This is a genomic window from Limimaricola cinnabarinus, assembly GCF_002723615.1.
Taxonomy (GTDB): Bacteria; Pseudomonadota; Alphaproteobacteria; order Rhodobacterales; family Rhodobacteraceae; genus Limimaricola; species Limimaricola cinnabarinus_B.
The window spans coordinates 126,027-151,784 of sequence record NZ_KZ304951.1 but is presented as its reverse complement, the minus strand read 5'-3'; the positions used below and the strand labels follow the sequence as shown (position 1 = coordinate 151,784).

Here is a 25,758-nt window from a genome sequence, read left to right as displayed (position 1 = left end):
GGTCTCCTCATACGCGGGCGGGCCACGCTGCGAAAGGGCGGGCAGGGGCCTCAGCCGCGCGCGGGGCGAAAGACCAGAAGCCGCATCGCGTTCAGCGTCACGAGCACGGTGGCCCCGGTATCGGCGAGAATGGCGATCCACAGCCCGGTGATGCCGAGAAGGGTGGTCACCAGGAAGACCGCCTTCAGCCCCAGCGCGATGGCGATGTTCTGGCGGATATTGCCCATCGCCGCGCGCGCCAGCCGGATCGCGCCCGGCACGTCGCCCACCCGGTCGCGCAGGATCGCCGCATCGGCCGTCTCCAGCGCCACGTCGGTGCCTGAGCCCATCGCCACGCCCACATGCGCGGCGGCCAGCGCGGGCGCGTCGTTGATGCCGTCGCCGATCATCATCACCCGCGCCTCGGGCGGATGCGCGCGGACGGCCGCGACCTTGTCCTCGGGCATCAGCCCGGCGCGATGCGCGATGCCGAGGCTTTCGCCGATGGCCTGCGCGGTGCGCGGGTTGTCACCGGTCAGCATCAGCGGGGCGATCCCCATGGCGCGCAGCTGCGCCACCGCCTGAGCCGCATCATCGCGCGGCTCGTCGCGCAAGGCAATGAAGCCCTGCGCCGCATCGCCTTTGAGCACGATCACCACCGTCTTGCCCTCGGCCTCCAGGGCCGCCACGCGAGTTTCGAGCGCCTCTGGCAGCGCGCCGCGCTCTCGCGCGAGGCGCGGCGCGCCGACGCTGACCGTCATGCCGCCGATCACCGCCTCCGCCCCCTTGCCGGGCAGGGCGCAGCCATCGCGGACAGGGGCCGGCGCGATGCCCCGGCGCTCGGCCTCGGCGCAGATCGCCCGGCCCAGCGGATGGCTCGCGCCGCTCTCCACCCCGGAGGCCAGCGCCAGCAGGTCGGCCTCGCTGCCCGAAATCGCCTCCAGCTCCGTCACCCGCGGCTTTCCGTGGGTGAGCGTGCCGGTCTTGTCGAAGGCGACATGGGTGGTCCGGGCCGCCGCCTCGATCACCGAGCCGCCCTTCATCAGAAGGCCGTTGCGCGCGCCGGTCGAAAGCGCCGAGGCGATCGAGGCGGGGACCGAGATCACCAGCGCGCAGGGGCAGCCGATCAGCAGCAGCGCCAGCGCGCGGTAGGTCCATTCGCCCCAGGGCTGGCCGAACAGCAGGGGCGGCAGCACCGCCACCAGAAGCGCCGCGCCGACCACGGCGGGCATGTAGACGCGGCTGAACCGGTCGATGAAGCGCTCGGTCGGGGCGCGGGCGCTCTCGGCCTCCTCCACCAGCCGCACGATGCGGGCGATGGTGTTGTCTTGGGCCGCCTTGTCCACCCGCACGCGCAGCAAGGCCTCGGCGTTGATCGTGCCCGCGAAGACATCGGCGCCCGGCGTCTTGAAAACCGGCACGCTCTCGCCCGTCACCGGGCTTTCATCGACGCCGGAGGTGCCGCTCAGCACCGCGCCGTCGCAGGGCACGCGGTCGCCGGGGCGGACCTGCACGACCTGTCCGATGCGAAGCGCCTCGGCGGGCACCTCGCGCGCCCGGCCATCGGTCTCCAGCCGCGCGGTGCGCGGCACGAGCCGGGACAGGGCGCGGATGCCCTCGCGCGCCTTGCCCGCCGAGACGGCTTCGAGCAGCTCGCCCACGGCGAAGAGAAAGACCACCAGCGCGGCCTCCTCGGCCTCGCCGATCACCAGAGCGCCGCCCGCGGCGATGGTCATCAGCATCTCGATGGTAAAGGGCATGCCCGCCCGCAGCATCGCGAAGCCGCGCCGCGCCACGGGCAGGAGCCCGATCAGCGTGGCGAGGATGAAGCCCCAATGCGAGACCCCGGCCGGAAGCGCCAGCCGCGCCGCCCAGGCGGCAGCGAGCAGCGCGCCCGTGCCGATCACCAACCGGCCCTTGGCGGTCTCGTGCCATGCGGGGGGGCGCGCCTCCTCGGGCGGGGCCGCCCCGGCCGGGTCGGCATCCGCCGTCTCTTCGGCCACGGGAAAGGCGCCCTCGGGCAAAACGAAGCCGCCCTTGGGCCGCTCGGGGCGCGCGCCCTTGGGCGCGATGCCGAAGCCGAGCTTGCGCACCGCCTTCTCGACGCTCTCGGGCGAGCTTTGGCCATCATCCAACCGCAGGCGCAGCCGCTCGGCCATGAGCGCCACGTCGACATCCTCGACGCCGGGCAGGCGTTCGACCGCGCCCCGCACCTTGGCCGCGCAGGCGCCGCAATCCATGCCCGTCACGCGCCATTCGCGCCGCCCCGCTTCCTCCGCCGACATGATCTTCTCCGTGGTGATTCCCGATCGGGTTCCTATATGGGACCTACAGCGGGTGTAGCTTCAAGGCTCTTTGCCGCCCTTCGACCGAAGCGCCGGGGCCTTTCGCGCGCCGCACAAAAAGGAGAGCCCCCATGTTGTCCATCGGCGTGCTGGCCAAGCGCACCGGCACCAAGGTGCAGACGGTCCGTTATTACGAGCAGATCGGGCTGATGCCCGAAGCGGAGAGGAGCGCGGGCGGCCAGCGCCGCTACGCCACGGCCCAGCTCGACCGGCTGGCCTTCATCCGCCACGCGCGGCAGCTCGGCTTTTCGCTGGAGGCGATCCGCGAATTGCTCGATCTTTCCGACAGCCCCGAGCGCTCCTGCGCCGAGGTGGACGCGGTCGCGCGCAGGCAGCTGTCGGAGGTCGAGGCGCGCCTTGCCCGGCTCGAGGCGTTGCGGGGCGAGCTGCAACGCATGATCGGCGAATGCCACGCCGACCGGGTGGCCGATTGCCGTATCCTCGAAGTGCTGCGCGATCACGAGGAATGCCTCTCCGATCATGGCGCGCCGCAGCCCTGACGGGGCGGGACGCGATGCCGGGGCAGGGCGGGCCCGTGGACCGGCTCGAATTCGCCCATCGCGCCCAAGGCCCTTGCCGATCGGTCGCGCGCGCTCCTATTAGGCGACATGACTTGGCGCATTCCTCTTTCCTGCCTCGCTTTGTCGGCGGTGCTTTCCGGCGCGGCACAGGCGCATCCGCATGTGTTCATCGATGCCGCCTTCGAGCTGGTCTTCGACGATGCGGGCCGCCTCGCGGCCGTCCGCATCGACTGGGCCTATGACGAGTTCTATTCGCTGATGCTGATCGAGGAGAACGGGCTCGACGCCGATGGCGACGGCACGCCCGAGCAGGCATTGCTCGACGCCTATGCCGGGCATGACGTCGACTGGGCCGCGGGCTTTCCGGGGGATTTCGTCCTTGCGCAGGACGGGGCCGAGGTGGCGCTCGACGGCCCCGTCAGGCATCGCGCCCGGTTCGAGGACGGCCGGGTCGTCACCTCGCATGTCCGTCCGCTCGCCGCGCCGCTCGACGCGACGGAGGGCGTGGTGACCGCGCGGGCCTATGACCCGACATATTTCGTGGCTTACGACGTGCCCGCGGCCCCGGCGATCTCGGGGCGCGAGGATTGCCGCATCCGGCGCGAAGAGGCGGACCGCGCGGCGGCGGAGGCGGAATATGGCGACCAGCTGGCCGCGGTCGACGCCGGCTCCGATCCCTTCGCGGTGGTCGAGCTTCCCGATATCGGCGCGCTGTTCGCCGACCGCTTCGTGCTGTCATGCGCCGCCTCGTCCTGATCCTTCCGGTCCTGCTCGTGGGCGCCGGGATCTGGGCGCTGGCGAGCGGTGCCGACCAGGATCTGGCCCGCTGGGCCGCAGGCTGGCAGCGCGAGTTCCAGAACGCGCTGGCGGGCGGTCTGCGCGCTCTCAGGGCGGGCGAGCCGGGCGCTTTGGCCGCGCTTGCGGGGCTGTGCTTCGCCTATGGCTTCTTTCACGCGCTGGGGCCGGGGCATGGCAAGTTCCTGATCGGCGGCTATGGGGTGAGCCACGAGGTGCCGCTCTTCCGGCTGTCGCTGATCTCGCTGCTGTCGGCGCTGGGGCAGGCGGCGACCGCGATCGTGCTGGTGCTTGCGGGGCTGTTCGTGCTGGGCTGGACCCGCAGCCAGATGACCGGCGCGGCGGAGACGATCATGCTGCCCGTCAGCGCGGCCGCGATCGGGCTGATCGGGCTGTGGCTGGCGATCCGCGGGGCGCGCAGCCTGTGGAGCCTGCGGACCGGCGCCGCGAAGGCGGCGCATGGCCATTCCTGCCATGGCGGCTGCGGCCATCGCCACGGCCCGAGCCCCGACGAGGTTCTGGGCGCGCACGGGCTGCGCGACGCCGCGGTGCTGATCGCGAGCATCGCGATCCGGCCTTGCTCCGGGGCGATCCTGCTTCTCGTGCTGACCTGGCACATGGATATCCTCGGCGCAGGGATCCTGGGCGCGGTGGCGATGTCTTCGGGCACCGCCGCGCTGACCGTGCTCGTGGCGGCGGGCAGCGTCTTCATCCGGCAGAGCACGCTGTTTTCCCTGAGCGGAACGGCAAGGGCGGCTCATGTCCTGCCTTTGATCGAATTGCTCGCCGGGGGAGCGATCCTGCTCGTTTCGTTCGAGATGGCGGGGGTGGCGAGCTAGGCCGGAGAGAGAAACGGGGATAAGGGCCGCGCCATTTGGGGCGAGGATCATCCGTAGCACGACAGGCGCCGCGAGGCAGCCGTTCGGCAGGACCATCGCTTGTCTTTACCGAAAATAAACCCACGGGCGGGGAGTATCGGTCAGCTCATATGCGGCAGGATGGAGCGATTGTCATATGCGATGTCGAAGGATGCCCCGGGTCATAACGATTATCTCATAACGAAGATTATGTAATATATACCGAGAGGGTTGGATATGATCCGCAAGATGATACCGTAAGAAATGCACGTCACGACCACGGCCCCGGTTCGCAATACGGCACTCGCGTTCATATCCGACGCCTGCAAGCTGGCGCAGGACGATGCGCTCTGGTCGCTGTTTTGCGACAGGATGCACAGCTACGGTCTCGATCGCCTGCTCTACGGCTTCACCGCTCTTCCCGAACCGGGCCCGAACGCCCCCTCCAACTGGATCCTGCGCAGCAGCCATGGCGAGACCTATACCCGCCGCTTCGTCGCCGAGGATCTCTATCTCGACACGCGCTATGCCATCTGGGCGCGCGATCACACCGGCACCCTGCTGTGGAGCCGGCATCACATGCTCGCCCCCGGCGATCCGGTCAGCGAGACCCGCCTGCGGGAACTCAACCGCATGCACCAGCTGCGCGCCGGGGCGATGGTGAGCTTTCCGGTCCTGCCGAACCATACCCATGCGACGCTGGTGCTGGCCGCCCGTCCCGATCTGCCGCAAAGCCGGCTCGATCGGCTGTGGCTGCGCCAGCGCGACGAGATCGAGGCGCAGATCCATGTCTTCCACCAGAGATTCCAGCTGATCTACACGGATGGTTTCCGGCTGACCGCGCGCCAGAAGGAAGTCCTGCGGCGCGTGGCCGCCGGGTTCACGGTGCAGCAGATCGCGCAGGAGCTCGATCTGAGCCCGGCGACGATCGACAAGCATCTGCGGCTGGCGCGCGAAGCGCTCGATGCCACGACGACGGCCCAGGCCATCGCCCGCGCGCTGCGATTTTCGCAACTCTATACTTAAGGCAAAACCATGGCGTCACGGGGTCTGGTTTACCTGACTTTCGGAGAATCACATGTCGTGACATGGTTGTGATGTTCACGAGTATCGGTCGTTTCGACCATGGCGCCGCCCCGAGATGATCGAGGAGCCGGGCCTTCTCCGACAGCAGCAGGTCGGAATTCAGCATGAGATCGCCGCGCCCGTCGCCGCCGGGCGCGGCACTTTCATGTGGCGAACTGCCCCACCGAACCGATCCTGCCGCCCTGCCCCGACGCGTTTCACATCCGCGCAATGCAAGACGCCGCCCGCGATGCGGGCGGCGTCTGCGATCTTCGGCTCGAAAGCTTGGGCTCAGCCCTTGGCGACCTTGGCCACCTCGGCGGCGAAGTCTTCCTCGACCTTCTCGATGCCCTCGCCCACGGCGAGACGCACGAAACCGGTGATGGTCGCACCGGCTTCCTTTGCTGCGGCCTCGACGGTCAGGTCGGGGTTCACCACGAAGGCCTGACCGAGCAGGGTCGATTCGGCCATGAACTTCTTCATCCGGCCCTGGATCATCTTCTCGATCACGGCCTCGGGCTTGCCGCTTTCGCGGGCGATGTCCATCTGGACCTGCTTTTCCTTCTCGACGATCGCGGGGTCGAGATCGGCTTCGCCCAGGGCGGCCGGGTTGGCGGCGGCGATGTGCATCGCGACCTGGCGGCCAAAGGCCTCGTCAGCGCCCGAGAAGGCGACCAGAACGCCGATGGTGCCCATGTCGGTCGCGGCGGCGTTGTGGACGTAGGTGACGACCTTCTCGCCCTCGACCATCGCCATGCGGCGCAGCGTCAGGTTCTCGCCGATCTTGGCGATCGCGTCGGTGACCTGGGTCTCGACCGGCTTGCCGTCGAGATCGGTGGCCTTCAGCTCTTCGAGGCTGTTGGCCTTGACGCCGGCCTTGGCGATCTTCGACACCAGCGCCTGGAAATCGGCGTTCTTGGCGACGAAGTCGGTTTCCGAGTTCAGCTCGATCGCGACGCCGCGGCCACCCTCGACCGCGACGGCCACGAGGCCCTCGGCGGCGGTGCGGCCGGATTTCTTGGCGGCCTTCGCCAGGCCCTTGGTGCGCAGCCAGTCGGTCGCGGCTTCCATGTCGCCATCGGTTTCGGTCAGCGCCTTCTTGGCGTCCATCATGCCTGCGCCGGTGCTCTCGCGCAGTTCCTTGACCATGCTCGCGGTGATCGCCATCGCATCTCTCCTAGAATTTGAATGGAGTCCGGGCGCGGTGATCCGCGCCCGGCAATCGTCTGGGAAGGCCAGCGGCCTTGCCGGGCGGGCCCGCTTACTGGGCGGCGGCCTCGGCTTCGGCGTCTGCGCCGGCGGCGAGCTGCTCTTCGGTGAACTGCTCCATCGCACCCATGTCGACGCCGGCGGCGCCGAGCTGCGCGCTCATGCCGTCGAGCGCCGCGCGGGCGGCAAGGTCGCAGTAGAGCGCGATCGCGCGGGCGGCGTCGTCATTGCCCGGGATCACGTAGTCCACACCCTCGGGCGAGCAGTTGGTGTCGACGACGGCGACGACCGGGATGCCGAGCTTCTTGGCTTCGGAGATCGCCAGGTCTTCCTTGTTGACGTCGATCACGAAGAGCAGGTCCGGCACGCCGCCCATCTCGCGGATGCCGCCGAGCGAGGCCTGAAGCTTGATCTGCTCGCGCTCCATGCCGAGACGCTCTTTCTTGGTCAGGCCGGCAAAGCCCTGCTCGGCCGCCTCGTCGATGGCGCGCAGGCGGTTGATCGACTGCGACACGGTCTGCCAGTTGGTCAGCGTGCCACCGAGCCAGCGGTGGTTCATGTAGAACTGGGCCGACTTCTCGGCGGCGTCGGCGATCGGCTGGGCAGCCTGGCGCTTGGTGCCGACGAAGAGAACGCGGCCGCCCTTAGCGACGGTGTCGCGCACGACCTGCAGCGCCTTGTCCAGCATCGGGACGGTCTGGGTCAGGTCCATGATGTGGATGCCGTTGCGGGCGCCGTAGATGTACTCGGACATCCGCGGGTTCCAGCGGGCGGTCTGGTGGCCGAAGTGAACGCCGGCCTCGAGCAGCTGGCGCATGGAGAACTCGGGAAGAGCCATGTCTCTATACCTTTCCGGTTTAGCCTCGGCGGAGGATCAGGGCGTCTGCCCCAACCGGTGGACCGCGGGGGATGTCTCCCGCCCGTGGCCCGCCTCCGCCTGCGGGATTGATCGTGCGCCGCCCATAGCGCCACCCGCCCGCAAAGGCAACCCCGCTCAGGGCCGCCTGAGCCGCCTGATCAGCGACGAGGTGTCCCAGCGCCCGCCGCCCATCTGCTGCACCTCCTTGTAGAACTGGTCGACCAGCGCCGTCACCGGCAGGCTGACCGACAGTTCGTCGGCCGCATCGAGGCAGATCCCGAGATCCTTGCGCATCCAGTCCACCGCGAAGCCGTGCTCGAACTCATCGTCGAGCATGGTGCCGTGGCGGTTGACCATCTGCCAGCTTCCCGCCGCGCCCTGCGAGATCACCTCCACGAGCGCCCGCCCGTCGAGCCCGGCCTTGTCGGCGAAGGCCAGCGATTCCGACAGGCCCTGCACCAGCCCGGCGATGGCGATCTGGTTGGCCATCTTCGCCAGCTGCCCCGCGCCGCTTTCGCCCAAGCGGCGGCAGATCTTGGCATAGGCGTCGATCACCGGCTCGGCCCGGTCGAAATGGTCCTGCGCGCCGCCGCACATCACCGAAAGCTGGCCGTTCTCGGCCCCCGCCTGACCGCCCGAAACCGGCGCATCGACGAAGCCGAGGCCCATCTCGTCGGCCTGCCCGGCAAGCTCGCGCGTCACCGCCGCGCTGACGGTGGTGTGGTCGACGAAAAGCGCGCCCGCCTCCATGCCCGAAAAGGCGCCGTCATCGCCCAGGCAGACGCTGCGCAGGTCGTCGTCATTGCCGACGCAGGCAAGGACGATCCCGGCGCCGCGCGCCGCCTCGCGCGGGGTCGCGGCGTGGTGGCCGCCATGTTCCTTGGCCCAATTCTCCGCCTTGGCCGTGGTCCGGTTGTAGACCGTCACCTCGTGGCCCGCGCGGGCCAGATGCCCCGCCATGGGGTATCCCATCACGCCAAGTCCCAGAAATGTCAGCTTCGCCATTGCGCTCTCCCTGCCTCCCGGGGCTTTCGCTCGCCCCCGAGGCGCGATACTCACCATGCCCAACCGGCCCGTCAAGCGCGGGCGCCGAACACCCCCGGAGGATCGATGGCCACCCTGTTCCGCTGGCTCCTGCGCCTGACCGTCGGCGCGATCCTCTTGGGCCTCGTGGCCTTCGCGCTGACATGGTGGTTCTTCGCCCGCTCCCTGCCCGATTACGACGCGCGCACCCGCGTCGCCGGGATCACCGCGCCGGTCGAGATCGTGCGCGATCATGCCAATGTGCCGCACATCTTCGGCTCGACCGACCGCGACGTGTTCTTCGCGCTCGGCTACGCCCATGCGCAGGACCGGCTGTGGCAGATGACGATGCTGCGCCGCACGGTGCAGGGCCGCCTGTCAGAGCTGTTCGGCCAGCGCACCGTCGAAAGCGACGTGCTGATGCGCAGGCTCGATCTCTACCGTGCCGCCACCGCCTCGCTCGAGGATCAGGACGGCCAGACCCGCGCCGCGCTCGACGCCTATGCTTCGGGCGTCAACGCCTGGCTGGGCGAGGTCAACACCGGGGCGCTGGGACGCGGCGCGCCCGAGATGTGGCTCTTCAACCAGCCGATCGCGCCATGGCAGCCCGCCGACAGCATCGCGATCCTCAAGCTCATGGGCTGGCAGCAGAGTGACCACCTGCAGGCCGAGGTGCTACGCGCGCGGACCTCGCTCGTGCTCGAAGAGGAGCGGCTGCGCGACATCCTGCCCGACGTGCCGGGCCCGGGCCTCACCGCCCTGCCCCGCTACGCCGATCTGATGCCCGAGATCCCTGTCCGCGTCGCCGCCGCCGAGGCGCCGTTCGACCCGCTCTCGGCCAGCCTGCCCGCGCCGCTTTCGGGCGCGTCGAACGCCTGGGCCGCCGGGCCCTCGCGCTCGGCCACCGGGGCGACGCTTCTGGCCAATGATCCGCACCGCCTGCTCACCGCGCCCTCGATCTGGTATCTCGCGCGGCTGGAGCTGCGCTCGGGCGGGGTGATCGGCGCGACCGTGCCGGGCATCCCGCTGGTCCTGGCGGGCCGCAGCGCCGATCTGGGCTGGGGCATCACCGCCTCCTTCGCCGATGATCTCGACCTCTACGCTGAGGAGGTGAACCCCAAGAACGCCGCCGAATACCGCACGCCCGAGGGCTGGGAACGGTTCGAGGCGCGCGACAGCATCGTCGAGATCAAGGACGCCGCCGCCGTCACGCTGCGGCTCAAGCGCACCGCCAACGGCCCGGTGCTGCCGCCCGAGCAGTTCGCGCTCGACACGATCCGCCCGCGCGGCCATGTCATGTCGCTGGCCTGGTCGGGCCTGTCGGATGACGACACCTCGATGACCGCGGGGCTGCGGCTGATGCAGGCCCGCTCGATCGAGGAAGGCATCCGCGCCGGCCGCCTGCAGGTCGCGCCGAACCAGAACCTGATCCTCGCCGATCGCAACCGCGTCGCGCTCAAGACCGTGGGCGCGGTGCCGCTGCGCGACCCCGACCACCAGAGCAAGGGCCGCCTGCCGACGCTGGGCTACATCGCCGAGAACCGCTGGCAGGGCCGGCTGTCCTATTCCGACCTGCCCGAAAGCACCGAGCCGGTGGGCGGGCTCGTCGGCAACACCAACAACAAGACCGTCGATCGCCCCTTTCCCGAGCATGTCTCCTATCACTGGGGCGACACGCAGCGCATCGCGCGCTGGCGCGGGTTGATGCAATCGCGCGAGGTGCATACCCGCGACAGCTTCATCGAGGCGCAGCTCGACACGGTGAGCCCGACCGCGCGCGCCCTGCTGCCGATCGTCGGCGCGGATCTGTGGTTCACCGGAGAGCCCGCCGAGGAAGGCACGCCCGAGCGCCGCCGCCAGCGCGCGCTGGAGCTCTTGGGCGAATGGAACGGCGAGATGAACGAGCACCTGCCCGAGCCGCTGATCTACGCCGCCTGGATGCGGGCGCTTCAGGACCGGCTGATCCGCGACGATCTCGGCCCGCTGGCGGCGCAATACGCCCATCTGCGGCCGCTCTTCATCGACCGGGTGTTCCGCGACGAAGGCGGCGCCGCGGCCTGGTGCGACATCCGCCAGTCGGCGGCCGAGGAAAGCTGCGCCGACATCGCGCGGATGGCGCTCGACGACGCGCTGATCTGGATCGCGGAGAAATATGGCGGCGATCTCGACGCGCTGCGCTGGGGCGACGCGCATGAGGCGCGGCAGGATCACCCGGTGCTGGGCCGCGCGCCGTTTCTCAACTGGTTCGTCAACCTGCGCCAGAGCACCTCGGGCGGCGACAACACGCTGCGCCGCGGGCTGACCGACGGGCGCGCACCCGACCCGTTCCACAACGTCCACGCGGCGGGCTATCGCGGCGTCTACGACTTCGCCGACCCCGACAGCTCGGTCTTCATCGTCTCGACCGGCCAGTCGGGCCACCCGCTGTCGCGCCATTACGACGATCTGGGCGAGCTGTGGCGGCGCGGCGAATACATCCCCATGTCGCTCGACCCCTCCCTCGCCCGCGGCGCCGCCGTCGGCATCACCCAGCTGATCCCCGCCCCGACCTGAGGCGGAACCGCCGCGCCGCGCGCCGGTTGCCCCTGCACGCAGGCATGGGAGGACGGCATGAGCGGCAAGTCGCATGACGAGATCTGGGAGGAATGGGGCGATCTGGTGAACATGGCCCCGAAGGAGGTCGAGGAGTTTCTCGACACCGAGGAAAGCCGCAAGGTCGGCGATACCGGCGGCGAGGGCGAAAGCACCGGCCACAAATCGGGCAAGCGCATCGTCGAGATCAAGCGCACCAACAAGGCCGATCTTTCCGACGACCAGTGGGACCACATGGCCAAGGTCGTGGGCTACATCAAGCGCCACAAGGCGCAAGGCGGCCCCGACGAGGACGTCGAGCATTCCAAGTGGCGCTACAGCCTGATGAACTGGGGCCACGACCCGCTGAAATGAGGGTTCAGACCGTCTCGCAGATCTCGATGCGGTTGCCGAAGGGGTCGTCGACATAAAGCCGCCTGAGATCGGGCAGGTCGATGTCGGGGCGCGCCTCGATGCCCCTTGCGGCAAGGCGCAGGCGCATCGCGTCGAGATCGGCGACCCGGAACGCCGGATGCGCCTTGCGCGCCGGGGCGAATGGCTCCTCCACGCCGAGATGCAGCCTGATCGCCCGCGTCTCGAACCAGACCCCGCCGCGCCCGGCCAGCGCCGCGGGCTTGGCGGTCTCCGACAGCCCCAGCACGCCGCCGTAAAAGCCGCGCGCCAGCGCCTCGCCGCCCTTCGGCATGGCGAGCTGGAGGTGATGCAGGTCGAGGATCATCGCGTGTCTTTCCACAAGGCGCACCGCCTGCGCCGCGCCCCTCAAAGCCGTTCGAACCGCGCCTTCTGCGCCGCCGACCAGCGGACCAGCATCCTGTGGCCCTCCTCGGTCTGCGTGTCCTCCTCGACGAGACCCTGCTCGAACAGCCAGGCCCGCTTGCGCCCCTCGGCGAAGGCCACGGTCAGCTCCTCGGCATGCTTGGCCCCGCCGAGCGCCTCCGAGATGAGGTCGAGCAGAGGCTCCATCCCCTCGCCGGTGATGGCCGAGACGGCGCAGACATTCTCGGTGCGCCCGGCCCGTTCCAGCGCGGCCTCGCGGGTGTCGGGCTCCAGCGCGTCGATCTTGTTCCAGACCTCGATCTGGGGCGTGTCCTCGGGCAGGCCGAGGCCCGACAGGATGGTCTCGACCTCGCGCGCCTGCTCGGCGGTCTGCGCATGGCCGATGTCGCGCACATGCAGCACCAGATCGGCGTCGAGCACCTCTTCGAGCGTGGCGCGGAAGGCCGCGACCAGCTCGGTCGGAAGGTCCGAGATGAAGCCCACCGTGTCCGACAGGATCACCTCGTCGCCGGTGGGCAGCACCACGCGCCGCATGGTCGGGTCGAGCGTGGCGAAGAGCATGTCCTTGGCCATCACCTCGGCCCCGGTGAGCCGGTTGAACAGCGTCGACTTGCCGGCGTTGGTATAGCCCACCAGCGCCACGATCGGAAACGGCACCTTGGCGCGGGAGGCGCGGTGCAGCGTCCGGGTCTTGACGACCTTGTCGAGCTGCCGGCGCAGCCGGACGAGCTGCTCGTCGATGGCGCGGCGGTCCGCCTCGATCTGGGTTTCGCCGGGGCCGCCGACGAAGCCAAGCCCGCCGCGCTGGCGCTCAAGGTGCGTCCAGGCGCGCACGAGCCGCGTGCGCTGGTAGCTCAGCGCCGCCATCTCGACCTGCAGCACGCCCTCGCGGGTGGCGGCGCGGTCGCCGAAGATCTCGAGAATGAGGCCGGTCCGATCGAGGATCTTGACCTTCCATTCCTTTTCGAGATTGCGCTGCTGCACCGGGCCGACATGGCCGTCGATCAGCACCAGCTCGATCTCGTTCTGCTTGAGCCGCTGCTTCAGCTCCTCGATCTTGCCGGTGCCGAACAGCATGCCCGGGTGGCGCTTGGGCAGGCGCACGATCTCGGAGCCGGTGATGTCGAGCCCGGGCAGCGCCTCGGCCAGCGCCACGGCCTCGGCCAGCGCGGCCTCGGGCTCACGCCGGTCGGGGTCGTTCTTGATCTCGGGGTGGATCACCCATGTGCGGGTGTCCGGGGCCTCGGGGATGTAATAATCGGTCAATCTTCACCGTCATAGAGGTTCACGGGCTGCGACGGCATGATGGTCGAGATCGCGCTCTTGTAGACGAGCTGGCTCTGGCCATCGCGGCGCAGCAGCACGCAGAAATTGTCGAACCAGGTGATCACGCCCTGCAGCTTCACGCCGTTGATCAGGAAGATCGTCACCGGCACCTTGATCTTGCGCACGTGGTTCAGGAAGGCGTCCTGAAGGTTCTGCTTGTCTCCGGCCATCACCGTCCCTTTGTTCTTGCGGCCGCGGACCGGCCTTTTCGCATGTTCGGGCAAGTATGTCTTGGCGCGGGTGGAGTTTCCAGCCCGGAAATCCATGCGCTGGCGCACCGGCCCTCCCGCGTGTCCTAACTGCGCCAGCTCGACGGGTTCAAGAGCGCGATGATCGCCAATGTCTCCAGCCGGCCCAGCACCATCGCGGCGGCGAGGATCATCTTGGCCATGGCCGGGATGCCGGCATAGGAAATCGGGTATTGCGCGCCCATCTCGGCAAGCGGCCCGGTGGTCGACAGCGCCGCCACCGTCAGCGTCATCGCCACCTCGAACTGCACCCCCGTCAGCGACAGCGCCAGCATGACGGCGGTGACCGAGAGGGCGAAGAGCATGAAGAAGATCCACGAGATGAAGGCGCCCTCGCGCCGGATGCGCCGCGCCTCGACCCCGTCGCCGCCGATCGAATGCGGGTGCACCAGCCGCTCCAGCTCGCGCTTGCCATGCATCCACAGCGCATAGACCCGCATCAGCTTGACCCCGCCCGCCGTCGTCGCCACGCCACCGCCGATCAAAGCCAGCCCGACCAGCACCAGCCCCGGCGTCTCCAGCCCCGACCAGTCGGCCGCGCCGAGCCAGTAGCGGCTTTCGAAGCCGGTGGTGGTCAGGAAGGACGACACGGTGAACAGCGCGCCCCACAGGGCGGCAGCGGCCTGCGGCAGGTCCGCCTCCACCCGGTCCTCGACCGCGCCGAAGAAATGCCGCATGAACAACAGCCCCGGCACGATCAGCACCAGCGCAAGACCCATGCGCAGCTCTGGGTCGCGCATCAGCCGGCCGCCATGATCGCCGAACATGTTGCGCGCGAAGGTAAGCCGCGACAGCGCGAAGACGCCGAAGATCATGATCAGCAGCTCGCCCAGGAAGCCCGAAGTGTCGTAGCGCAGCCCGCCGATCGGGCTGATGCCGCTGGTGGCCAACGTCGACATCGCGTGGTTGAAGGCGACGAAGGGCCGGTCGCCCGCCGCCACGAGGCCGAGCCACAAGAGCGCGGTCAGCGCGGTATAGATCGGCAGCAGCCGCGCGGCATAGCGCACCAGGCGCTCGGAGGAATCGGCAACGCGGGTGATCTGGCTCAGCCGGCTGCCGCCCTCGCCGACCATGGCCGGGTTGCGCACCTCGAAACCGCCGAGATTCATCGGCGCGAGGATCGACACCGCCGTGACCCAGATCAGCAGCCCGCCGAGCCAGCCCACCGTCGCGCGCCACAGATGCAGGCTGTCGTTGAGCCGGGCGACATTGTCGTAGACCGTCGCACCGGTGGTGGTGAAGCTCGACACCATCTCGAACCAGGCGTTGAGGAAGGAGGTCGTCCCCAGCGCCTCGTGGAACGGGATGGCGAACATCACCGGCAGCAGCGTGAAGGCCGCGAGCAGCGCCGAGAGCTGGCTGCGCGGCACGCTGGTCGGGCGGTAATTGGCGGTGGCGAGGCCGATCAGCAGCGACAGCATCAGGCCGAGGATCGCGCCGTAGAGAAAGGTCCGCGAGGTGAGCCAGTCCTCGCGCACCAGCGCGTGGACCGCCGGCAGCAGCATCGCCACCGAGCCGATCGCCATCAGCAGCACGAAGAACGGGATGCGGGTGAGACGGTGCTCCATCGCGTCAGAAGAAGTCGATCGAGACCTGCAGCAGGCGCTCGACCTCCGACACGTCCGAGGCCATGGCGAAGAGCGCCACGATATCGCCCTCCTCGATCCTCAGCGCGCCGTGGATCTTGGTCATCCGCCCGTCCTTCAGCACGCCGCCGACCAGCACGCCCTCGGGAAAGGCGATGTCGCGGATGCGCTGCCCGGCGATCGGCGAGGTGCCCAGCACCTGCGCCTCGATCAGCTCGGCCTCGGCGTCGCCGATCGAATAGACCCCGCGCACCCGGCCATGGCGGATATGGCGCAGGATCGAGCTGACGGTGGTCGAGCGCGGGTTGATATAGGCGTCGATGTCCATCGCCTGCATGAGCGGCACCAGCGTCGGGTCGTTGACGAGGCAGATCGCCAGCGGGCAGCCGAGCGCCTTGGCGCGCACCGAGGCCAGAAGGTTGGTCTTGTCGTCATCGGTGACCACGAGCACCGCGTCGGCGGTGCCGATCTGCGCCTCCTCCAGAAGCGCCGCGTCGAGCCCGTCGCCATTGAGCACGATGGTCCGGTCGAGCTGATCGGCGGCGCGCTCGGCGGCCATGCGGTCGCGCTCGATCATCTTGACGCGCAGCCGGTCGGGCCGGTTTTCGAGCGCGCGGGCGACGCCGAGGCCGACATTGCCGCCGCCGATCACCACGATCCGCTCCTGCTTGGCGTGGCGCTTGCCGAAGATCTCCAGCGTGCGGACCATGTCGTCGGTGTCGGTGAAGACATAGATCGCGTCGCCGGGAAAGATCTGGTCCTCGGGCGAGGGCGCGAACAGGCGGCCGCGCCGCCTGATCCCGACCACGATGGCGCGCAGCGTCGAGAAAAGATCGGTGAGCTGGCGCAGCGGCGTGTTGATGACCGGGCAGTCCTCGTCGATCGCGATGCCCAAAAGATGCGCGCGCCCTTCGAGGAAGCTCTCGGCATCGAAGGCCGAAGGGGCCGCAAGCCGCTGCAACGCCGCTTCGGCGACCGCCTTTTCGGGGCTGATCACCACGTCGATCGGCATGTGATCGCGGCGGTAGAGGTCCGAATAGATCGCGTCGAGATAGGACTGCGCCCTGAGCCGGGCGATCTTGCGCTGGATCGAGAACACCGAATGGGCCACCTGGCAGGTGACCATGTTGACCTCGTCGCTATGGGTGGCGGCGATGATCATGTCGGCATCGCGCGCGCCTGCGCGGTCGAGCACGTCGGGATAGCTCGCAAAGCCGGTGATGCCCTGGACGTCGAGCGTATCGGTGGCGCGGCGCACGAGATCGGGGTTGCTGTCGACGACGGTGACGTCGTTGCGCTCGCCCGACAGGTGCCGGGCGATCTGCCAGCCGACCTGCCCGGCGCCGCAGATGATGACCTTCATCTTGGTTCCCGACCCGTTGGAACGCGCCCGCGGGGGCGCTCATGCCCCCACGGAGTGCCAGAGCCGGCGCGGGCGGTCAATCGGCCGCCCGTCGCCCCGCCCGATCAGTTCCCGACATGCGCCACCCGCGCGCCCGCCTTGGAGGAGGTGACGACGCCGAGGCTCTTGAGCTTGCGGTGCAGCGCCGAGCGCTCCATCCCGACAAAGGCCGCGGTGCGCGAAATGTTTCCGCCGAAGCGGTTGATCTGGGTGAGCAGGTATTCGCGCTCGAACAATTCGCGCGCCTCGCGCAAGGGCAGCGTGGCCAGCCCGCCAGACAGCACGACGCGGCCCTCCTCGCCATTCGGATCATCGACCCCGGGCAGCTCCTTGGCGCTGATCTCGCCCGAGGAATCTCCAAGGATCAGAACGCGTTCGACGACGTTCTTCAACTGGCGGATATTGCCGGGCCAGAGCATGGTCTGCAACAGCGCGCGCGCATCCTCGCCCAAGGGGCGCAGCGGCAGGCCCTGGCTCTTGTTGAGCTCGGCGATGAAATGCTCGGCCAGCAGCGGGATGTCCTCGCGCCGCTCCTCGAGGCCGGGCACGTGGATCGGCACGACGTTGAGCCGGTGATAGAGCTCCTGGCGGAAGGAGCCGCCGCGGATCGCGGCCTGCAGGTCGCGGTTGGTCGAAGAGATCACTCGCAGGTCGACCTGCACCTTCTCGCTGCCGCCGACGCGCTGGAACGACTGGTCGACCAGCACGCGCAGGATCTTCGATTGTGTGCCGAGCGGCATGTCGGCGACCTCGTCGAAATAGATCACCCCGCCATTGGCCTGCTCCAAGAGGCCCTTCTCGATGCCCTTCTCGGCGCTTTCCTTGCCGAACAGCACCTCTTCCATGCGCTCGGGCTCGATCGTCACCGAATTGACGGTGACGAAGGGGGCCGCGGCGCGGTTGGAATTGGCGTGGATGTAGCGCGCGGCGATCTCCTTGCCCGAACCGGGATGGCCGGTGAGCATCACCCGGCCATTGGAGCGGGTCACCTTGTCGAGCTGGCTGCGCAGCGAGCGGAAGGAGGCGCTTTCGCCGAGCATCTCGGAGGGCGGCGCATCGCCGCGGCGCAGCTCGACATTCTCGCGCCGCAGCCGCGAGGTTTCCATCGCGCGCTTGATGACCACCAGAAGCTGGTCGATGTTGAAGGGCTTCTCGATGAAGTCATAGGCGCCCTGCTTGATCGCGGCGACCGCGATCTCGATGTTGCCATGCCCCGAGATGATGACGATCGGCACGCCGGGATGCTCGCGCTTGACGGTTTTCAGGATGTCGATCCCGTCCATCCGGCTGTCCTTCAGCCAGATGTCGAGGATCATCAGCGCGGGCACCTCCTCCTCGATCGCGGTCATGCATTCGTCGGAGCTGCTGGCGAGCCGGGTCGAATAGCCCTCGTCGCGCAGGATGTCGGAGATCAGTTCGCGGATGTCGCGCTCGTCGTCGGTGATCAGGATGTCGCCCATCTCATGCCTCATGCTGTTGCCTGCAATGCCGGTTGCCCGGTCTTCTCGATGTCCCCCGATTCGTCATGACCCTCGCGCAGAACCGGAAGGGTGATGACCGCCATGGCGCCCCTGCGGGCGCCCTCCTCGAAGGGTGGCGCGTCGACGAGGGACAGGCTGCCGCCATGTTCCTCGATGATCTTCTTGACGATGGGCAGGCCGAGGCCGGTGCCCTTGTCGCGCGTCGTGACATATGGCTCGAACAGCCGCGCCCGATCCTCGGGCAGGCCGATGCCATTGTCGGCAATGATGATCCGCGCCTCCGTGGCCCCGGCGCTCATCTCGATGCGGATCACCGGCTCATAGCCCTCATCGCCATGTTTTTCCCGAACGCTCTCAATGGCTTCGCCTGCGTTCTTGATAAGGTTGGTGAGCGCTTGGGTGATCATGGTCGCATCGAGCGCGGCTGGAACGCCCTGCGCCGGCAGATCCACCTCGAAGCGCACATCGGGCTGGCCGGCCTCCTGCAGCGTCACCGCGTCGCGCAGGATCGCCACGAGATCGTTGCGGATGCGGTCGGGCTCGGGCATCCGCGCGAATTTCGAGAACTCGTCGACGATGCGGCGCAGATCGCCGGTCTGGCGCACGATCACCTCGGTCATGCGTTCGAGCGCCTCGGCATCCTCGGCGTCGAGCCTGCGGGAGAACTTGCGCTGGATCCGCTCGGCCGAAAGCCGGATCGGGGTCAGCGGGTTCTTGATCTCATGCGCGATGCGGCGCGCCACGTCGCCCCAGGCGGCCATGCGCTGCGCCGAGACGAGGTCGCTCACATCGTCGAAGGCGACCACGTAGCCTTCGAGCGCGCCGTCATCGGCGCGCCTCGGGGCCATGCGCACCAGAAGCGTCTCGTGCCGCCCGTCGCGGATCAGCTGGACCTGTTCCTGCACCGCCTCGCGCTCGCCATCGCGCAGCGCGTCGAAGAGCGGCGCGAATTCGGGCACCACCACCGCCAGCGCCGTCGCCTCCAGCTCGCCCTCGATCCCCAGCAGCCGCAGAGCCGAGCGGTTGACGAAGGCGACATGGCCGTCGGCCTCGAGCCCGATCACGCCCGAGGTGACCGAGCCCAGCACGCTGTCGAACAGCCGGCGCCGCGCCTCGATCTGGCGGGTATTGTCCAAAAGCCGGTCGCGCTGCGCCTTCAGCTCCAGCGTCATCTGGTTGAAATAGGTGCCGAGCTGCGCGATCTCGTCATCGCCCTCCTCCTCGACCACCCGCACGTCGAGATCGCCCGCGCCGACGCGCTGCGAGGCCGAGACGAGGCGGCCCACCGGCTTCGACAGCCGCTCGGCGAACCACAGCCCGAGCCAGATCGCCGCGAGGATGAGGATCACCGCGAAGCCGAGATAAAGCAGGCCGAACTCGAACAGGAGCCGCCCGCGCTCGGCTTCGAGCTGCTGGTAGAGCTCGACCGTCTGCTGCGTGTCGTCGAGCAGCGCGAGAATGCCGCCATCGACCTCGCGGGTGACATAGAGATAGCGGTCGAGAAAGGCGTCGAGCGGGATCAGCGCGCGGAACTCGTTGTTGACCCAGTCCTCGACGATGGCGATGCCGCGCGCATCGGCCTGCGCGAAGCGTTCGGGCTCGGGGCGCTCATAGCCGAACTCGTAGCTGCGCGCGCCGCGGGCGCGGATCTCGCCCGCGCTGTCGATCACGAAGGCCTCGGTCAGCCCGCGCTCGATCTGCCCCTCCACCCGGCCCAGGGCCTGGCGCACCTCGCCATCCGAGAGAAAGGGCTGCGCCCTGCGTTCGGCATTGAGGAAATTGGCAAGCCCCAGCCCGTCGCGCGACAGGTCCTGCCGGTGCTCCTCCTCGTAGGCCTGCGCCGCGGTGAGCGAAGCGCCCAGCACGGTGCGCACCCGCTCGGAGAACCAGCCTTCGAGGCCGACATTGATGGTGAGGACCGAAAACACGGCCACGAGGACGGTGGGGATCAGCGCCAGCAGCGCGAAGACGCCCGTGAGCCGCAGGTGCAGCCGCGAGCCGGCCGAGCGCGCGCGCCGGGCCGAGATCATCCGCGCCACCCGGAACGAGACCAGCGCCGCGACCACGAGCGCGTAGACCAGATCCGCCAGCAGCACGAGGCGCAGCGAAAACGAGGAGGCGCCCTGATCGAGCGGACCCATCACCCAATAGGTGGCAAAGGCCAGCACCGGGCCGAGCAGAACGAGCGACAGCGTCGCGACATTCTGCACGCGCCGCTGGCGACGCCAGCGCGTGACACGCGCGAATCGGGAGGTCGATAGCCGCCTCAAACACCCTGCCCCGTCTGATGGGAACGCAAGTTCCCCGCCTCGTCGCCGCGATTCCGCCCCGGCCTTGGGTCCGGGGGGTCACGGTTCTGTTGCGGTTTTACATCAATTTGCGGCGTCGTGTCACGCGTATATCGAGATCGGTGATCTTCTTGCGCAGCGTATTCCTGTTGATGCCCAGAAGATCGGCGCATTTCGCCTGGTTTCCACCTGTCGCATCGAGTGAGATTTCGATCAGAGGTGTTTCAATTTCCTTGAGAATCCTCTGGTAGAGGCCGATGGGTGGCAATTGGCCGCCATGCAGGTCGAAATAGCGCTTGAGATGCCGCTCGACGCTGGCCGAGAGCTTTTCGCCCTCATGGCCACCGCGCAAGGGCTCGGCCATGGGCTGCCCGCCGAGCACCAGCTCGACATCCCCGCGCCCGATCTCCTCGCCATTCGAGGTCACGACGAGTCGCTGCATCGCGTTTTCGAGCTGGCGCACATTGCCGGGCCAGGAATAGGCGCGGATCGCCTCGAGCGCCTGCGGCGCGAGCCGGCGCGGCCCGAGCCCGTCGCGCTCCGCCCTGAGCAGGAAATGCTCGGCCAGAAGCGGGATGTCCTCGACCCGCTCGCGCAAGGAAGGCACGGCGATGGTGACGCCGGCGAGGCGGTAGTAGAGATCCTCGCGGAAGCTGTGCTCTTCGAGCCTCTGCGCCAGGTCGCCTTGCGAGGTCGCCATGATGCGCGGCGCGTGATCGCCCATCGCGTCGAGCATCCGCACGATCCGGAGCTGCGCCTCGGCATCGAGATCGCCGACCTCGTCGAACAGGATCGCGCCGCCGCGCGCCCGGCTCAGAACCGCATCCGGCCCGTCCATGCCGGCGAGGTCCGAGGGCGTGACGGTGACGAAGGGCCGCGCGCGGCGGTCGGAGAAATCATGGATGGCGCGCGCGATGAGCGATTTGCCGGTGCCGCTTTCGCCGGTGATCAGCACCGGCAGCGCGGTGTTCATCACCCGCGCCACCAGCCGGTAGAGCGCCTGCATCGCCTGCGTGCGGCCCACCAGCGGCAGGTCACCGCCCGCGGCGGCGTCGGACATCTCGGGGCCGCGGGGCGCGGGCGCGCGGCGCTTGGCCTCGAGCGCGCGGCTGGCGCGCTTCATCAGGTCGGGCAGGTCGAAGGGCTTGGGCAGGTAGTCATAGGCCTCGGCCTCGGTCGCCTGGATCGCGGTCATGATGGTGTTCTGCGCCGAGATCACGATCACCGGCAGGCCGGGCCGGGCCTGCGCGATCTTCGGCAGCTGCTCGATGCCGTTGCCGTCGGGCATGACCACGTCCGAGATCACCAGATCGCCCTTGCCCTCCTCGACCCAGCGCATCAGCGTCACCAGCGAGGATGTGGCATGCACCTTGCAGCCCGCGCGCGTCAGCGCCTGGGTCAGCACGGTGCGGATGGTGCGGTCGTCATCGGCGACCAGGATCGTTCCGTCCATCAGTGTTCTCCGCTGGGATGATCTTCGGGGGCGCGCGGCAGCGAGATCCGGAACACGGAGCGGCCGGGGGCGCTTTCGACGGAAATCCAGCCGCCATTCTCGGTGACGAGCTTGGAGACGAGCGCGAGGCCCAGCCCGGTGCCGTTCTCGCGGCCCGAGACGAAGGGCTCGAAGGCCTCCTCGGCGATCTCGGGCGGCAGGCCCGGCCCGTCATCCTGCACCTCGATCTGCAAGGGCAGCCGGGCCTGGCCGCCATCGGGCTGGCGCACGCGCAAGGCGGGGTCGTAATAGCTGCGCAGGCGGATCGTGCCGCCGGGGCCGCCGGCCTCGCAGGCGTTCTTCACGAGGTTGAGCACCACCTGCAGGAGCTGGTCGGGATCGACAAGCGCGCGCGGCAGCGAGGGGTCGTAATCCTCGACGAAGCTCATATGCGCGCCAAAGCCCACCATCGCCGATTGCCGCGCCCGGTCGAGCGTGTCGTGCACGTTGACGGGGCGGCGCGCGGGCGGGCGCAGATTGCCGAACTGCTCAACCTGTTCGAGCAGCTTCACGATCCGGCGGCTTTCCTCGACGATGAGATCGGTCAGCTCGCGGTCCTCGGCCGACAGCCCCATCGACAGAAGCTGCGCCGCGCCGGTGATGCCCGCCAGCGGGTTCTTGATCTCGTGTGCCAGCATCTCGGCCATGCCGATCGCCGATTTCGCGGCCTTGCCGGTGGCCTGCTTCTGGGTCATGCGATGCGCCATCTCGCGCGGCGAGATCAGGAGCAGCATCTGCGTCTCGTGGCCCGCCAGCGGCGCGATCTGCACCGAGCATTGGGTCGTGGGCCGGTCATTCGTGCCCAGCTCGATATCGTTGACGAAAAGCGCGCTGCGCTGCGCGCGGGCCTTTGCAAAGGCCTCCTCGAGCGGCACCTCGCTGCGCAGCTTGTCCCACAACACCGCGCCGCTCAGGCTGCGCAGAGAGACGTTGAGGAAAAGCTCGGCGGCGGAATTGGCCTCGAGGATGCGATCCTCCTCGCCCAAGAGCAGCGCCGGCACGGGCAGCGAGTTCCACAGCGCGCCATCATCGGTCATGCCGCGCATCTCTCGCCTTGCAGCGCGAGCGGCAGGAGCCCCGGCACCCGCTCCGGCGCGGCGGTGAGCAGCTCGCGGCGCAAGGGCGCGGGCGTGCCCGCCTCCTCCATGTACCAACCCAGATGCTTGCGCGCGACGCGCCCGCCGAGTGCCGTGCCGTAAAAGCCCATCATCGCCTCGTAATGCGCGCCCACCATGTCGGTGAAGCCGCGCCCTTGCGGGATCTCGGGCGCGGGCGCGCCGGTCAGCGCGGCGATGATCCGCGCCAGCTGCCAGGGCCGCCCCTGTGCGCCGCGCCCGACCATGACCCCCGCCCCGCCGGAGCGCGCCAGCGCGGTGCGGGCGGTCTCGGCATCGAGGATGTCGCCATTGGCGATCACCGGGATCGAGACCGCCTCGCGCACCGCGCGGATCGCGGCCCAGTCGGCGGCGCCCTTGTAGAACTGGCAGCGCGTGCGCCCGTGGATCACCACCATGCGCACGCCCGCCGCCTCGGCCCGGCGGGCGATCTGCGGCGCGTTGCGCAGCTCGTCATCCCAGCCCAGCCGGGTCTTGAGCGTCACCGGCACCGAGACCGCGCCGACCACCGCTTCGATCAGCCGCAGCGCGTGGTCCGGCGTCTTCATCAGCGCCGAGCCCGACAGCCCGCCCGTCACCTTCTTGGCCGGGCAGCCCATGTTGATGTCGATGAAGCGCGCGCCATTGGCCTCGACCATGCGCGCGGCCTCGGCGATCCAGTAGGGATCGCGGCCAGCGAGCTGCACGCCGGTATCCGAGCGCTCATATCCCAGCTCGGCGCGTTCGCGCACCCCCGGCTTGGCCTGCACCATCTCCTGGCTCGCGACCATCTCCGAAACGACCCAGCCCGCCCCGAAGGAGGCCACGAGGCGGCGGAACGGCAGGTCGGTGATCCCCGCCAGCGGCGCCAGCGCCACAGGGGCGTCGAAGGTCACGCCGGAGCCGAGATCGATGGGGGAAAGCGGGGCGGGTGTCATCTGCCTGAAACCTGTGCGTATGGGTCCGAATTACGGGGTGGGCCGGGGCGTCTCAATCGCAATGCATGTGCAATTGCCGCAGCATATCGCATTTGCCTAAAAATTGTGCGCAATCCTGCCGGAAAGGATGGAATTGCACCGCCCCGTGCCAGCCCCTACACAAGCCCGACCGCCGCGTGAAGGAGAGAGCGTGACATCCCGCCCGTCCGACCCCTCGTCGTCCCTGCCCGATCCCGACCCCTCGACCACCGATGACGCGACGGTCGCCACCGTGATCGTCGCCGCCGGGCGCGGCCTGCGCGCGGGCGGCGGGCTGGCCAAGCAGTGGCGCGATCTGGGCGGGCGGACCGTGCTGGCGCGCAGCATCGCGGCCTTTGCCGGGCTCGGCCCCCTCTGCCTCGTGCTGCGCGCCGAGGAGATCGGCCGGCACCCCGAGATCGAGGCCATGGCCGATCTCGTCGTGCCGGGCGGCGCGGAGCGCGCGCATTCGGTGCGCGCGGGGCTGGAGGCGCTGGAAAAGCACGCGCCATTGAGGGTTCTCATTCATGATGCCGCGCGGCCGCTGGTGCCGCGCGAGACGATCCGCGCGGTGATCGCGGCGCTCGATCATGGAGCGGCGGCGGCCCCCGGCCTCACCGTCACCGACGCGCTGTGGCGCGTCTCGGACAACAGGGTGGCCGAGGCCCCCTCGCGCGAGGGACTGGTGCGCGCGCAGACGCCGCAGGGCTTTCGTTTCGACGCCATCCTCGCGGCGCATCGCGCCCATGACGGCCCGCCCGCCGCCGACGATGTGGCGGTGGCGCGCGCGGCGGGGCTTGCGGTTACGGTCGTGCCGGGCCACGAGGACAATCTGAAGATCACCGGCGCGCAGGATTTCGCCCGCGCCGAGCGGATATTGGGGTGCGACATGGATGTGAGAACGGGCAATGGATTCGACGTGCATGCCTTCGGGCCGGGCGACGCGGTCTGGCTGTGCGGGGTCGAGATCCCGCATCACGCAGGGCTTGCGGGCCATTCGGACGCCGATGTCGGCATGCACGCGCTGACCGACGCGATCTATGGCGCGATGGCGCATGGCGATATCGGCCAGCATTTCCCGCCCTCCGATCCGCAGTGGAAGGGCGCGCGCTCGGAGATCTTCCTCGCCCATGCCGCCGATCTCGCGCGGGTCGAGGGCTTTGCCGTCACCCATTGCGACGTGACGCTGATCTGCGAGCGGCCCAAGATCGGCCCGCATGCCGAGGCGATGCGCGCCGAGCTTGCGCGGATCATGCAGATCGAGCCGGGAAGGGTCAGCGTCAAGGCGACCACCTCCGAGCGGCTGGGCTTTGCGGGCCGCGAGGAAGGCATCGCCGCCATGGCCACCGCGACGCTGGTGAAATCATGAGCCGGCTCATCGCCACCTTCTTCTACAGCGGGCTGATCCGCCCCGCCCCCGGCACATGGGGCTCTCTCGCCGCCCTCGTCGTGGCGCTGCCGATCCACTGGATCGGCGGGCCGTGGCTGATGCTCGCCATGATCGCGCTGGCGCTGGTTCTGGGCTTTCCGGCGGCAAGGGCCGAGGCCGCGCGCGCGGGCGATCACGATCCCTCCCATGTCGTCATCGACGAGGTGGTGGGCCAGTGGATCGCGATCTGGCCGGTGCTGTTCGGCGCGGCCCATGTCGGCGCGCCGGTGCTCGATCTGTGGCCCGGCTGGGTCGCGGCCTTCGCGCTGTTTCGGCTGTTCGACATCTGGAAGCCCTGGCTCGTGGGCCGCATCGACCGGCGCGGCGACATCACCGGGCTGATGCTCGACGACGTCGTCGCCGGGATCTTTGCCGCCCTCGGCGTGGTTGTGCTGGCGGCGCTGGCGCATGGCGTCCTGATCTTCGGAGGCTGA

Annotated in this window: 22 protein-coding genes; 8 read left to right on the top strand and 14 right to left on the bottom strand. The window is 69.0% G+C overall.

Annotated elements, in window-relative coordinates; genetic code table 11:
* Nucleotides 1–50 precede the first annotated feature (50 nt).
* On the bottom strand, nucleotides 51–2,264 hold the full coding sequence (locus CJ301_RS00725) for a heavy metal translocating P-type ATPase (RefSeq protein ID WP_254050020.1): 2,214 nt from the start codon (nucleotides 2,262–2,264) through the stop codon (nucleotides 51–53).
* A 131-nt stretch (nucleotides 2,265–2,395) separates the two neighbouring features.
* On the opposite strand from CJ301_RS00725, the gene CJ301_RS00720 reads away from it, so the two are divergent.
* The 4 genes from CJ301_RS00720 to CJ301_RS00705 all read left to right on the top strand — a co-directional run bounded on the left by CJ301_RS00720 (nucleotide 2,396) and on the right by CJ301_RS00705 (nucleotide 5,523).
* Entirely contained in the window at nucleotides 2,396–2,824 is a 429-nt protein-coding gene (locus tag CJ301_RS00720) for a MerR family transcriptional regulator (RefSeq protein WP_099273215.1), read from the top strand.
* Between the two features lie 108 nt (nucleotides 2,825–2,932).
* Nucleotides 2,933–3,601: a DUF1007 family protein gene (locus CJ301_RS00715; protein ID WP_099273213.1), complete on the top strand. Its 669-nt coding sequence runs from the start codon at nucleotides 2,933–2,935 to the stop codon at nucleotides 3,599–3,601.
* Complete coding sequence (locus tag CJ301_RS00710; protein ID WP_099273211.1) at nucleotides 3,583–4,479, top strand: nickel/cobalt transporter; 897 nt, start codon at nucleotides 3,583–3,585, stop codon at nucleotides 4,477–4,479. Before CJ301_RS00715 ends, CJ301_RS00710 begins: the two co-directional genes overlap by 19 nt.
* Nucleotides 4,480–4,761: 282 nt before the next feature.
* Nucleotides 4,762–5,523, top strand: a complete 762-nt coding sequence (locus CJ301_RS00705) for a helix-turn-helix transcriptional regulator (RefSeq protein ID WP_099273209.1) — start codon at nucleotides 4,762–4,764, stop codon at nucleotides 5,521–5,523.
* A 330-nt stretch (nucleotides 5,524–5,853) separates the two neighbouring features.
* Here the strand turns inward: CJ301_RS00705 and tsf are convergent, their stop codons facing one another.
* The 3 genes from tsf to CJ301_RS00690 all read right to left on the bottom strand — a co-directional run bounded on the left by tsf (nucleotide 5,854) and on the right by CJ301_RS00690 (nucleotide 8,635).
* Nucleotides 5,854–6,729: a translation elongation factor Ts gene (gene tsf, locus CJ301_RS00700; RefSeq protein ID WP_099273207.1), complete on the bottom strand. Its 876-nt coding sequence runs from the start codon at nucleotides 6,727–6,729 to the stop codon at nucleotides 5,854–5,856.
* 94 nt (nucleotides 6,730–6,823) lie between these two features.
* On the bottom strand, nucleotides 6,824–7,609 hold the full coding sequence (gene rpsB, locus CJ301_RS00695) for a 30S ribosomal protein S2 (RefSeq protein ID WP_099273205.1): 786 nt from the start codon (nucleotides 7,607–7,609) through the stop codon (nucleotides 6,824–6,826).
* Between the two features lie 156 nt (nucleotides 7,610–7,765).
* Complete coding sequence (locus CJ301_RS00690; protein WP_099273203.1) at nucleotides 7,766–8,635, bottom strand: NAD(P)-dependent oxidoreductase; 870 nt, start codon at nucleotides 8,633–8,635, stop codon at nucleotides 7,766–7,768.
* 105 nt (nucleotides 8,636–8,740) lie between these two features.
* On the opposite strand from CJ301_RS00690, the gene CJ301_RS00685 reads away from it, so the two are divergent.
* Nucleotides 8,741–11,206 carry a penicillin acylase family protein gene (locus tag CJ301_RS00685; protein ID WP_099273201.1) on the top strand — a complete coding sequence of 822 codons (2,466 nt, stop codon included), beginning with the start codon at nucleotides 8,741–8,743 and terminating at the stop codon, nucleotides 11,204–11,206.
* 57 nt (nucleotides 11,207–11,263) lie between these two features.
* Nucleotides 11,264–11,599 carry a DUF3140 domain-containing protein gene (locus tag CJ301_RS00680; RefSeq protein WP_099273199.1) on the top strand — a complete coding sequence of 112 codons (336 nt, stop codon included), beginning with the start codon at nucleotides 11,264–11,266 and terminating at the stop codon, nucleotides 11,597–11,599.
* Between the two features lie 4 nt (nucleotides 11,600–11,603).
* Here the strand turns inward: CJ301_RS00680 and CJ301_RS00675 are convergent, their stop codons facing one another.
* From CJ301_RS00675 to dusB, 10 genes are all read right to left on the bottom strand, one after another.
* Nucleotides 11,604–11,963 carry a VOC family protein gene (locus CJ301_RS00675; RefSeq protein WP_099273197.1) on the bottom strand — a complete coding sequence of 120 codons (360 nt, stop codon included), beginning with the start codon at nucleotides 11,961–11,963 and terminating at the stop codon, nucleotides 11,604–11,606.
* 41 nt (nucleotides 11,964–12,004) lie between these two features.
* Nucleotides 12,005–13,288 carry a GTPase HflX gene (gene hflX / locus CJ301_RS00670; protein WP_099273195.1) on the bottom strand — a complete coding sequence of 428 codons (1,284 nt, stop codon included), beginning with the start codon at nucleotides 13,286–13,288 and terminating at the stop codon, nucleotides 12,005–12,007.
* A complete protein-coding gene (gene hfq, locus CJ301_RS00665) occupies nucleotides 13,285–13,518 on the bottom strand; it encodes an RNA chaperone Hfq (RefSeq protein ID WP_017928544.1) in 234 nt (77 codons plus the stop codon). Before hfq ends, hflX begins: the two co-directional genes overlap by 4 nt.
* Nucleotides 13,519–13,643: 125 nt before the next feature.
* Entirely contained in the window at nucleotides 13,644–15,164 is a 1,521-nt protein-coding gene (locus tag CJ301_RS00660) for a TrkH family potassium uptake protein (RefSeq protein ID WP_099273193.1), read from the bottom strand.
* Between the two features lie 4 nt (nucleotides 15,165–15,168).
* Nucleotides 15,169–16,545, bottom strand: coding sequence for a Trk system potassium transporter TrkA (gene trkA, locus CJ301_RS00655; protein ID WP_099273191.1), 1,377 nt, complete (start codon nucleotides 16,543–16,545; stop codon nucleotides 15,169–15,171).
* Nucleotides 16,546–16,649: 104 nt separating this feature from the next.
* Complete coding sequence (gene ntrX / locus CJ301_RS00650) at nucleotides 16,650–18,044, bottom strand: nitrogen assimilation response regulator NtrX (protein ID WP_099273189.1); 1,395 nt, start codon at nucleotides 18,042–18,044, stop codon at nucleotides 16,650–16,652.
* Nucleotides 18,045–18,052: 8 nt separating this feature from the next.
* Nucleotides 18,053–20,275: a sensor histidine kinase NtrY-like gene (locus CJ301_RS00645; protein WP_099273187.1), complete on the bottom strand. Its 2,223-nt coding sequence runs from the start codon at nucleotides 20,273–20,275 to the stop codon at nucleotides 18,053–18,055.
* 157 nt (nucleotides 20,276–20,432) lie between these two features.
* Entirely contained in the window at nucleotides 20,433–21,806 is a 1,374-nt protein-coding gene (locus tag CJ301_RS00640) for a response regulator (RefSeq protein ID WP_162620379.1), read from the bottom strand.
* Nucleotides 21,806–22,882: a two-component system sensor histidine kinase NtrB gene (locus tag CJ301_RS00635; protein ID WP_099274115.1), complete on the bottom strand. Its 1,077-nt coding sequence runs from the start codon at nucleotides 22,880–22,882 to the stop codon at nucleotides 21,806–21,808. The genes CJ301_RS00640 and CJ301_RS00635 overlap by 1 nt, the downstream gene beginning before the upstream one ends.
* Complete coding sequence (dusB, locus tag CJ301_RS00630; RefSeq protein ID WP_099273183.1) at nucleotides 22,879–23,877, bottom strand: tRNA dihydrouridine synthase DusB; 999 nt, start codon at nucleotides 23,875–23,877, stop codon at nucleotides 22,879–22,881. The genes CJ301_RS00635 and dusB overlap by 4 nt, the downstream gene beginning before the upstream one ends.
* Before the next feature lie 271 nt (nucleotides 23,878–24,148).
* Between dusB and CJ301_RS00625 the strand changes: the two genes are divergently transcribed.
* Both CJ301_RS00625 and CJ301_RS00620 read left to right on the top strand, forming a co-directional pair.
* On the top strand, nucleotides 24,149–25,264 hold the full coding sequence (locus CJ301_RS00625; protein ID WP_437438405.1) for a bifunctional 2-C-methyl-D-erythritol 4-phosphate cytidylyltransferase/2-C-methyl-D-erythritol 2,4-cyclodiphosphate synthase: 1,116 nt from the start codon (nucleotides 24,149–24,151) through the stop codon (nucleotides 25,262–25,264).
* Nucleotides 25,261–25,758 carry a phosphatidylglycerophosphatase A family protein gene (locus CJ301_RS00620; RefSeq protein ID WP_099273179.1) on the top strand — a complete coding sequence of 166 codons (498 nt, stop codon included), beginning with the start codon at nucleotides 25,261–25,263 and terminating at the stop codon, nucleotides 25,756–25,758. The genes CJ301_RS00625 and CJ301_RS00620 overlap by 4 nt, the downstream gene beginning before the upstream one ends.

Coding starts and splice junctions, on each gene's coding strand:
- CJ301_RS00725 (WP_254050020.1), bottom strand. CDS start 2,264: ATGTCGGCGGAGGAAGCGGGGCGGCGCGAATGGCGCGTGACGGGCATG.
- CJ301_RS00720 (WP_099273215.1), top strand. CDS start 2,396: ATGTTGTCCATCGGCGTGCTGGCCAAGCGCACCGGCACCAAGGTGCAG.
- CJ301_RS00715 (WP_099273213.1), top strand. CDS start 2,933: ATGACTTGGCGCATTCCTCTTTCCTGCCTCGCTTTGTCGGCGGTGCTT.
- CJ301_RS00710 (WP_099273211.1), top strand. CDS start 3,583: ATGCGCCGCCTCGTCCTGATCCTTCCGGTCCTGCTCGTGGGCGCCGGG.
- CJ301_RS00705 (WP_099273209.1), top strand. CDS start 4,762: ATGCACGTCACGACCACGGCCCCGGTTCGCAATACGGCACTCGCGTTC.
- tsf (WP_099273207.1), bottom strand. CDS start 6,729: ATGGCGATCACCGCGAGCATGGTCAAGGAACTGCGCGAGAGCACCGGC.
- rpsB (WP_099273205.1), bottom strand. CDS start 7,609: ATGGCTCTTCCCGAGTTCTCCATGCGCCAGCTGCTCGAGGCCGGCGTT.
- CJ301_RS00690 (WP_099273203.1), bottom strand. CDS start 8,635: ATGGCGAAGCTGACATTTCTGGGACTTGGCGTGATGGGATACCCCATG.
- CJ301_RS00685 (WP_099273201.1), top strand. CDS start 8,741: ATGGCCACCCTGTTCCGCTGGCTCCTGCGCCTGACCGTCGGCGCGATC.
- CJ301_RS00680 (WP_099273199.1), top strand. CDS start 11,264: ATGAGCGGCAAGTCGCATGACGAGATCTGGGAGGAATGGGGCGATCTG.
- CJ301_RS00675 (WP_099273197.1), bottom strand. CDS start 11,963: ATGATCCTCGACCTGCATCACCTCCAGCTCGCCATGCCGAAGGGCGGC.
- hfq (WP_017928544.1), bottom strand. CDS start 13,518: ATGGCCGGAGACAAGCAGAACCTTCAGGACGCCTTCCTGAACCACGTG.
- CJ301_RS00660 (WP_099273193.1), bottom strand. CDS start 15,164: ATGGAGCACCGTCTCACCCGCATCCCGTTCTTCGTGCTGCTGATGGCG.
- trkA (WP_099273191.1), bottom strand. CDS start 16,545: ATGAAGGTCATCATCTGCGGCGCCGGGCAGGTCGGCTGGCAGATCGCC.
- ntrX (WP_099273189.1), bottom strand. CDS start 18,044: ATGGGCGACATCCTGATCACCGACGACGAGCGCGACATCCGCGAACTG.
- CJ301_RS00640 (WP_162620379.1), bottom strand. CDS start 21,806: ATGGACGGAACGATCCTGGTCGCCGATGACGACCGCACCATCCGCACC.
- CJ301_RS00635 (WP_099274115.1), bottom strand. CDS start 22,882: ATGACCGATGATGGCGCGCTGTGGAACTCGCTGCCCGTGCCGGCGCTG.
- dusB (WP_099273183.1), bottom strand. CDS start 23,877: ATGACACCCGCCCCGCTTTCCCCCATCGATCTCGGCTCCGGCGTGACC.
- CJ301_RS00620 (WP_099273179.1), top strand. CDS start 25,261: ATGAGCCGGCTCATCGCCACCTTCTTCTACAGCGGGCTGATCCGCCCC.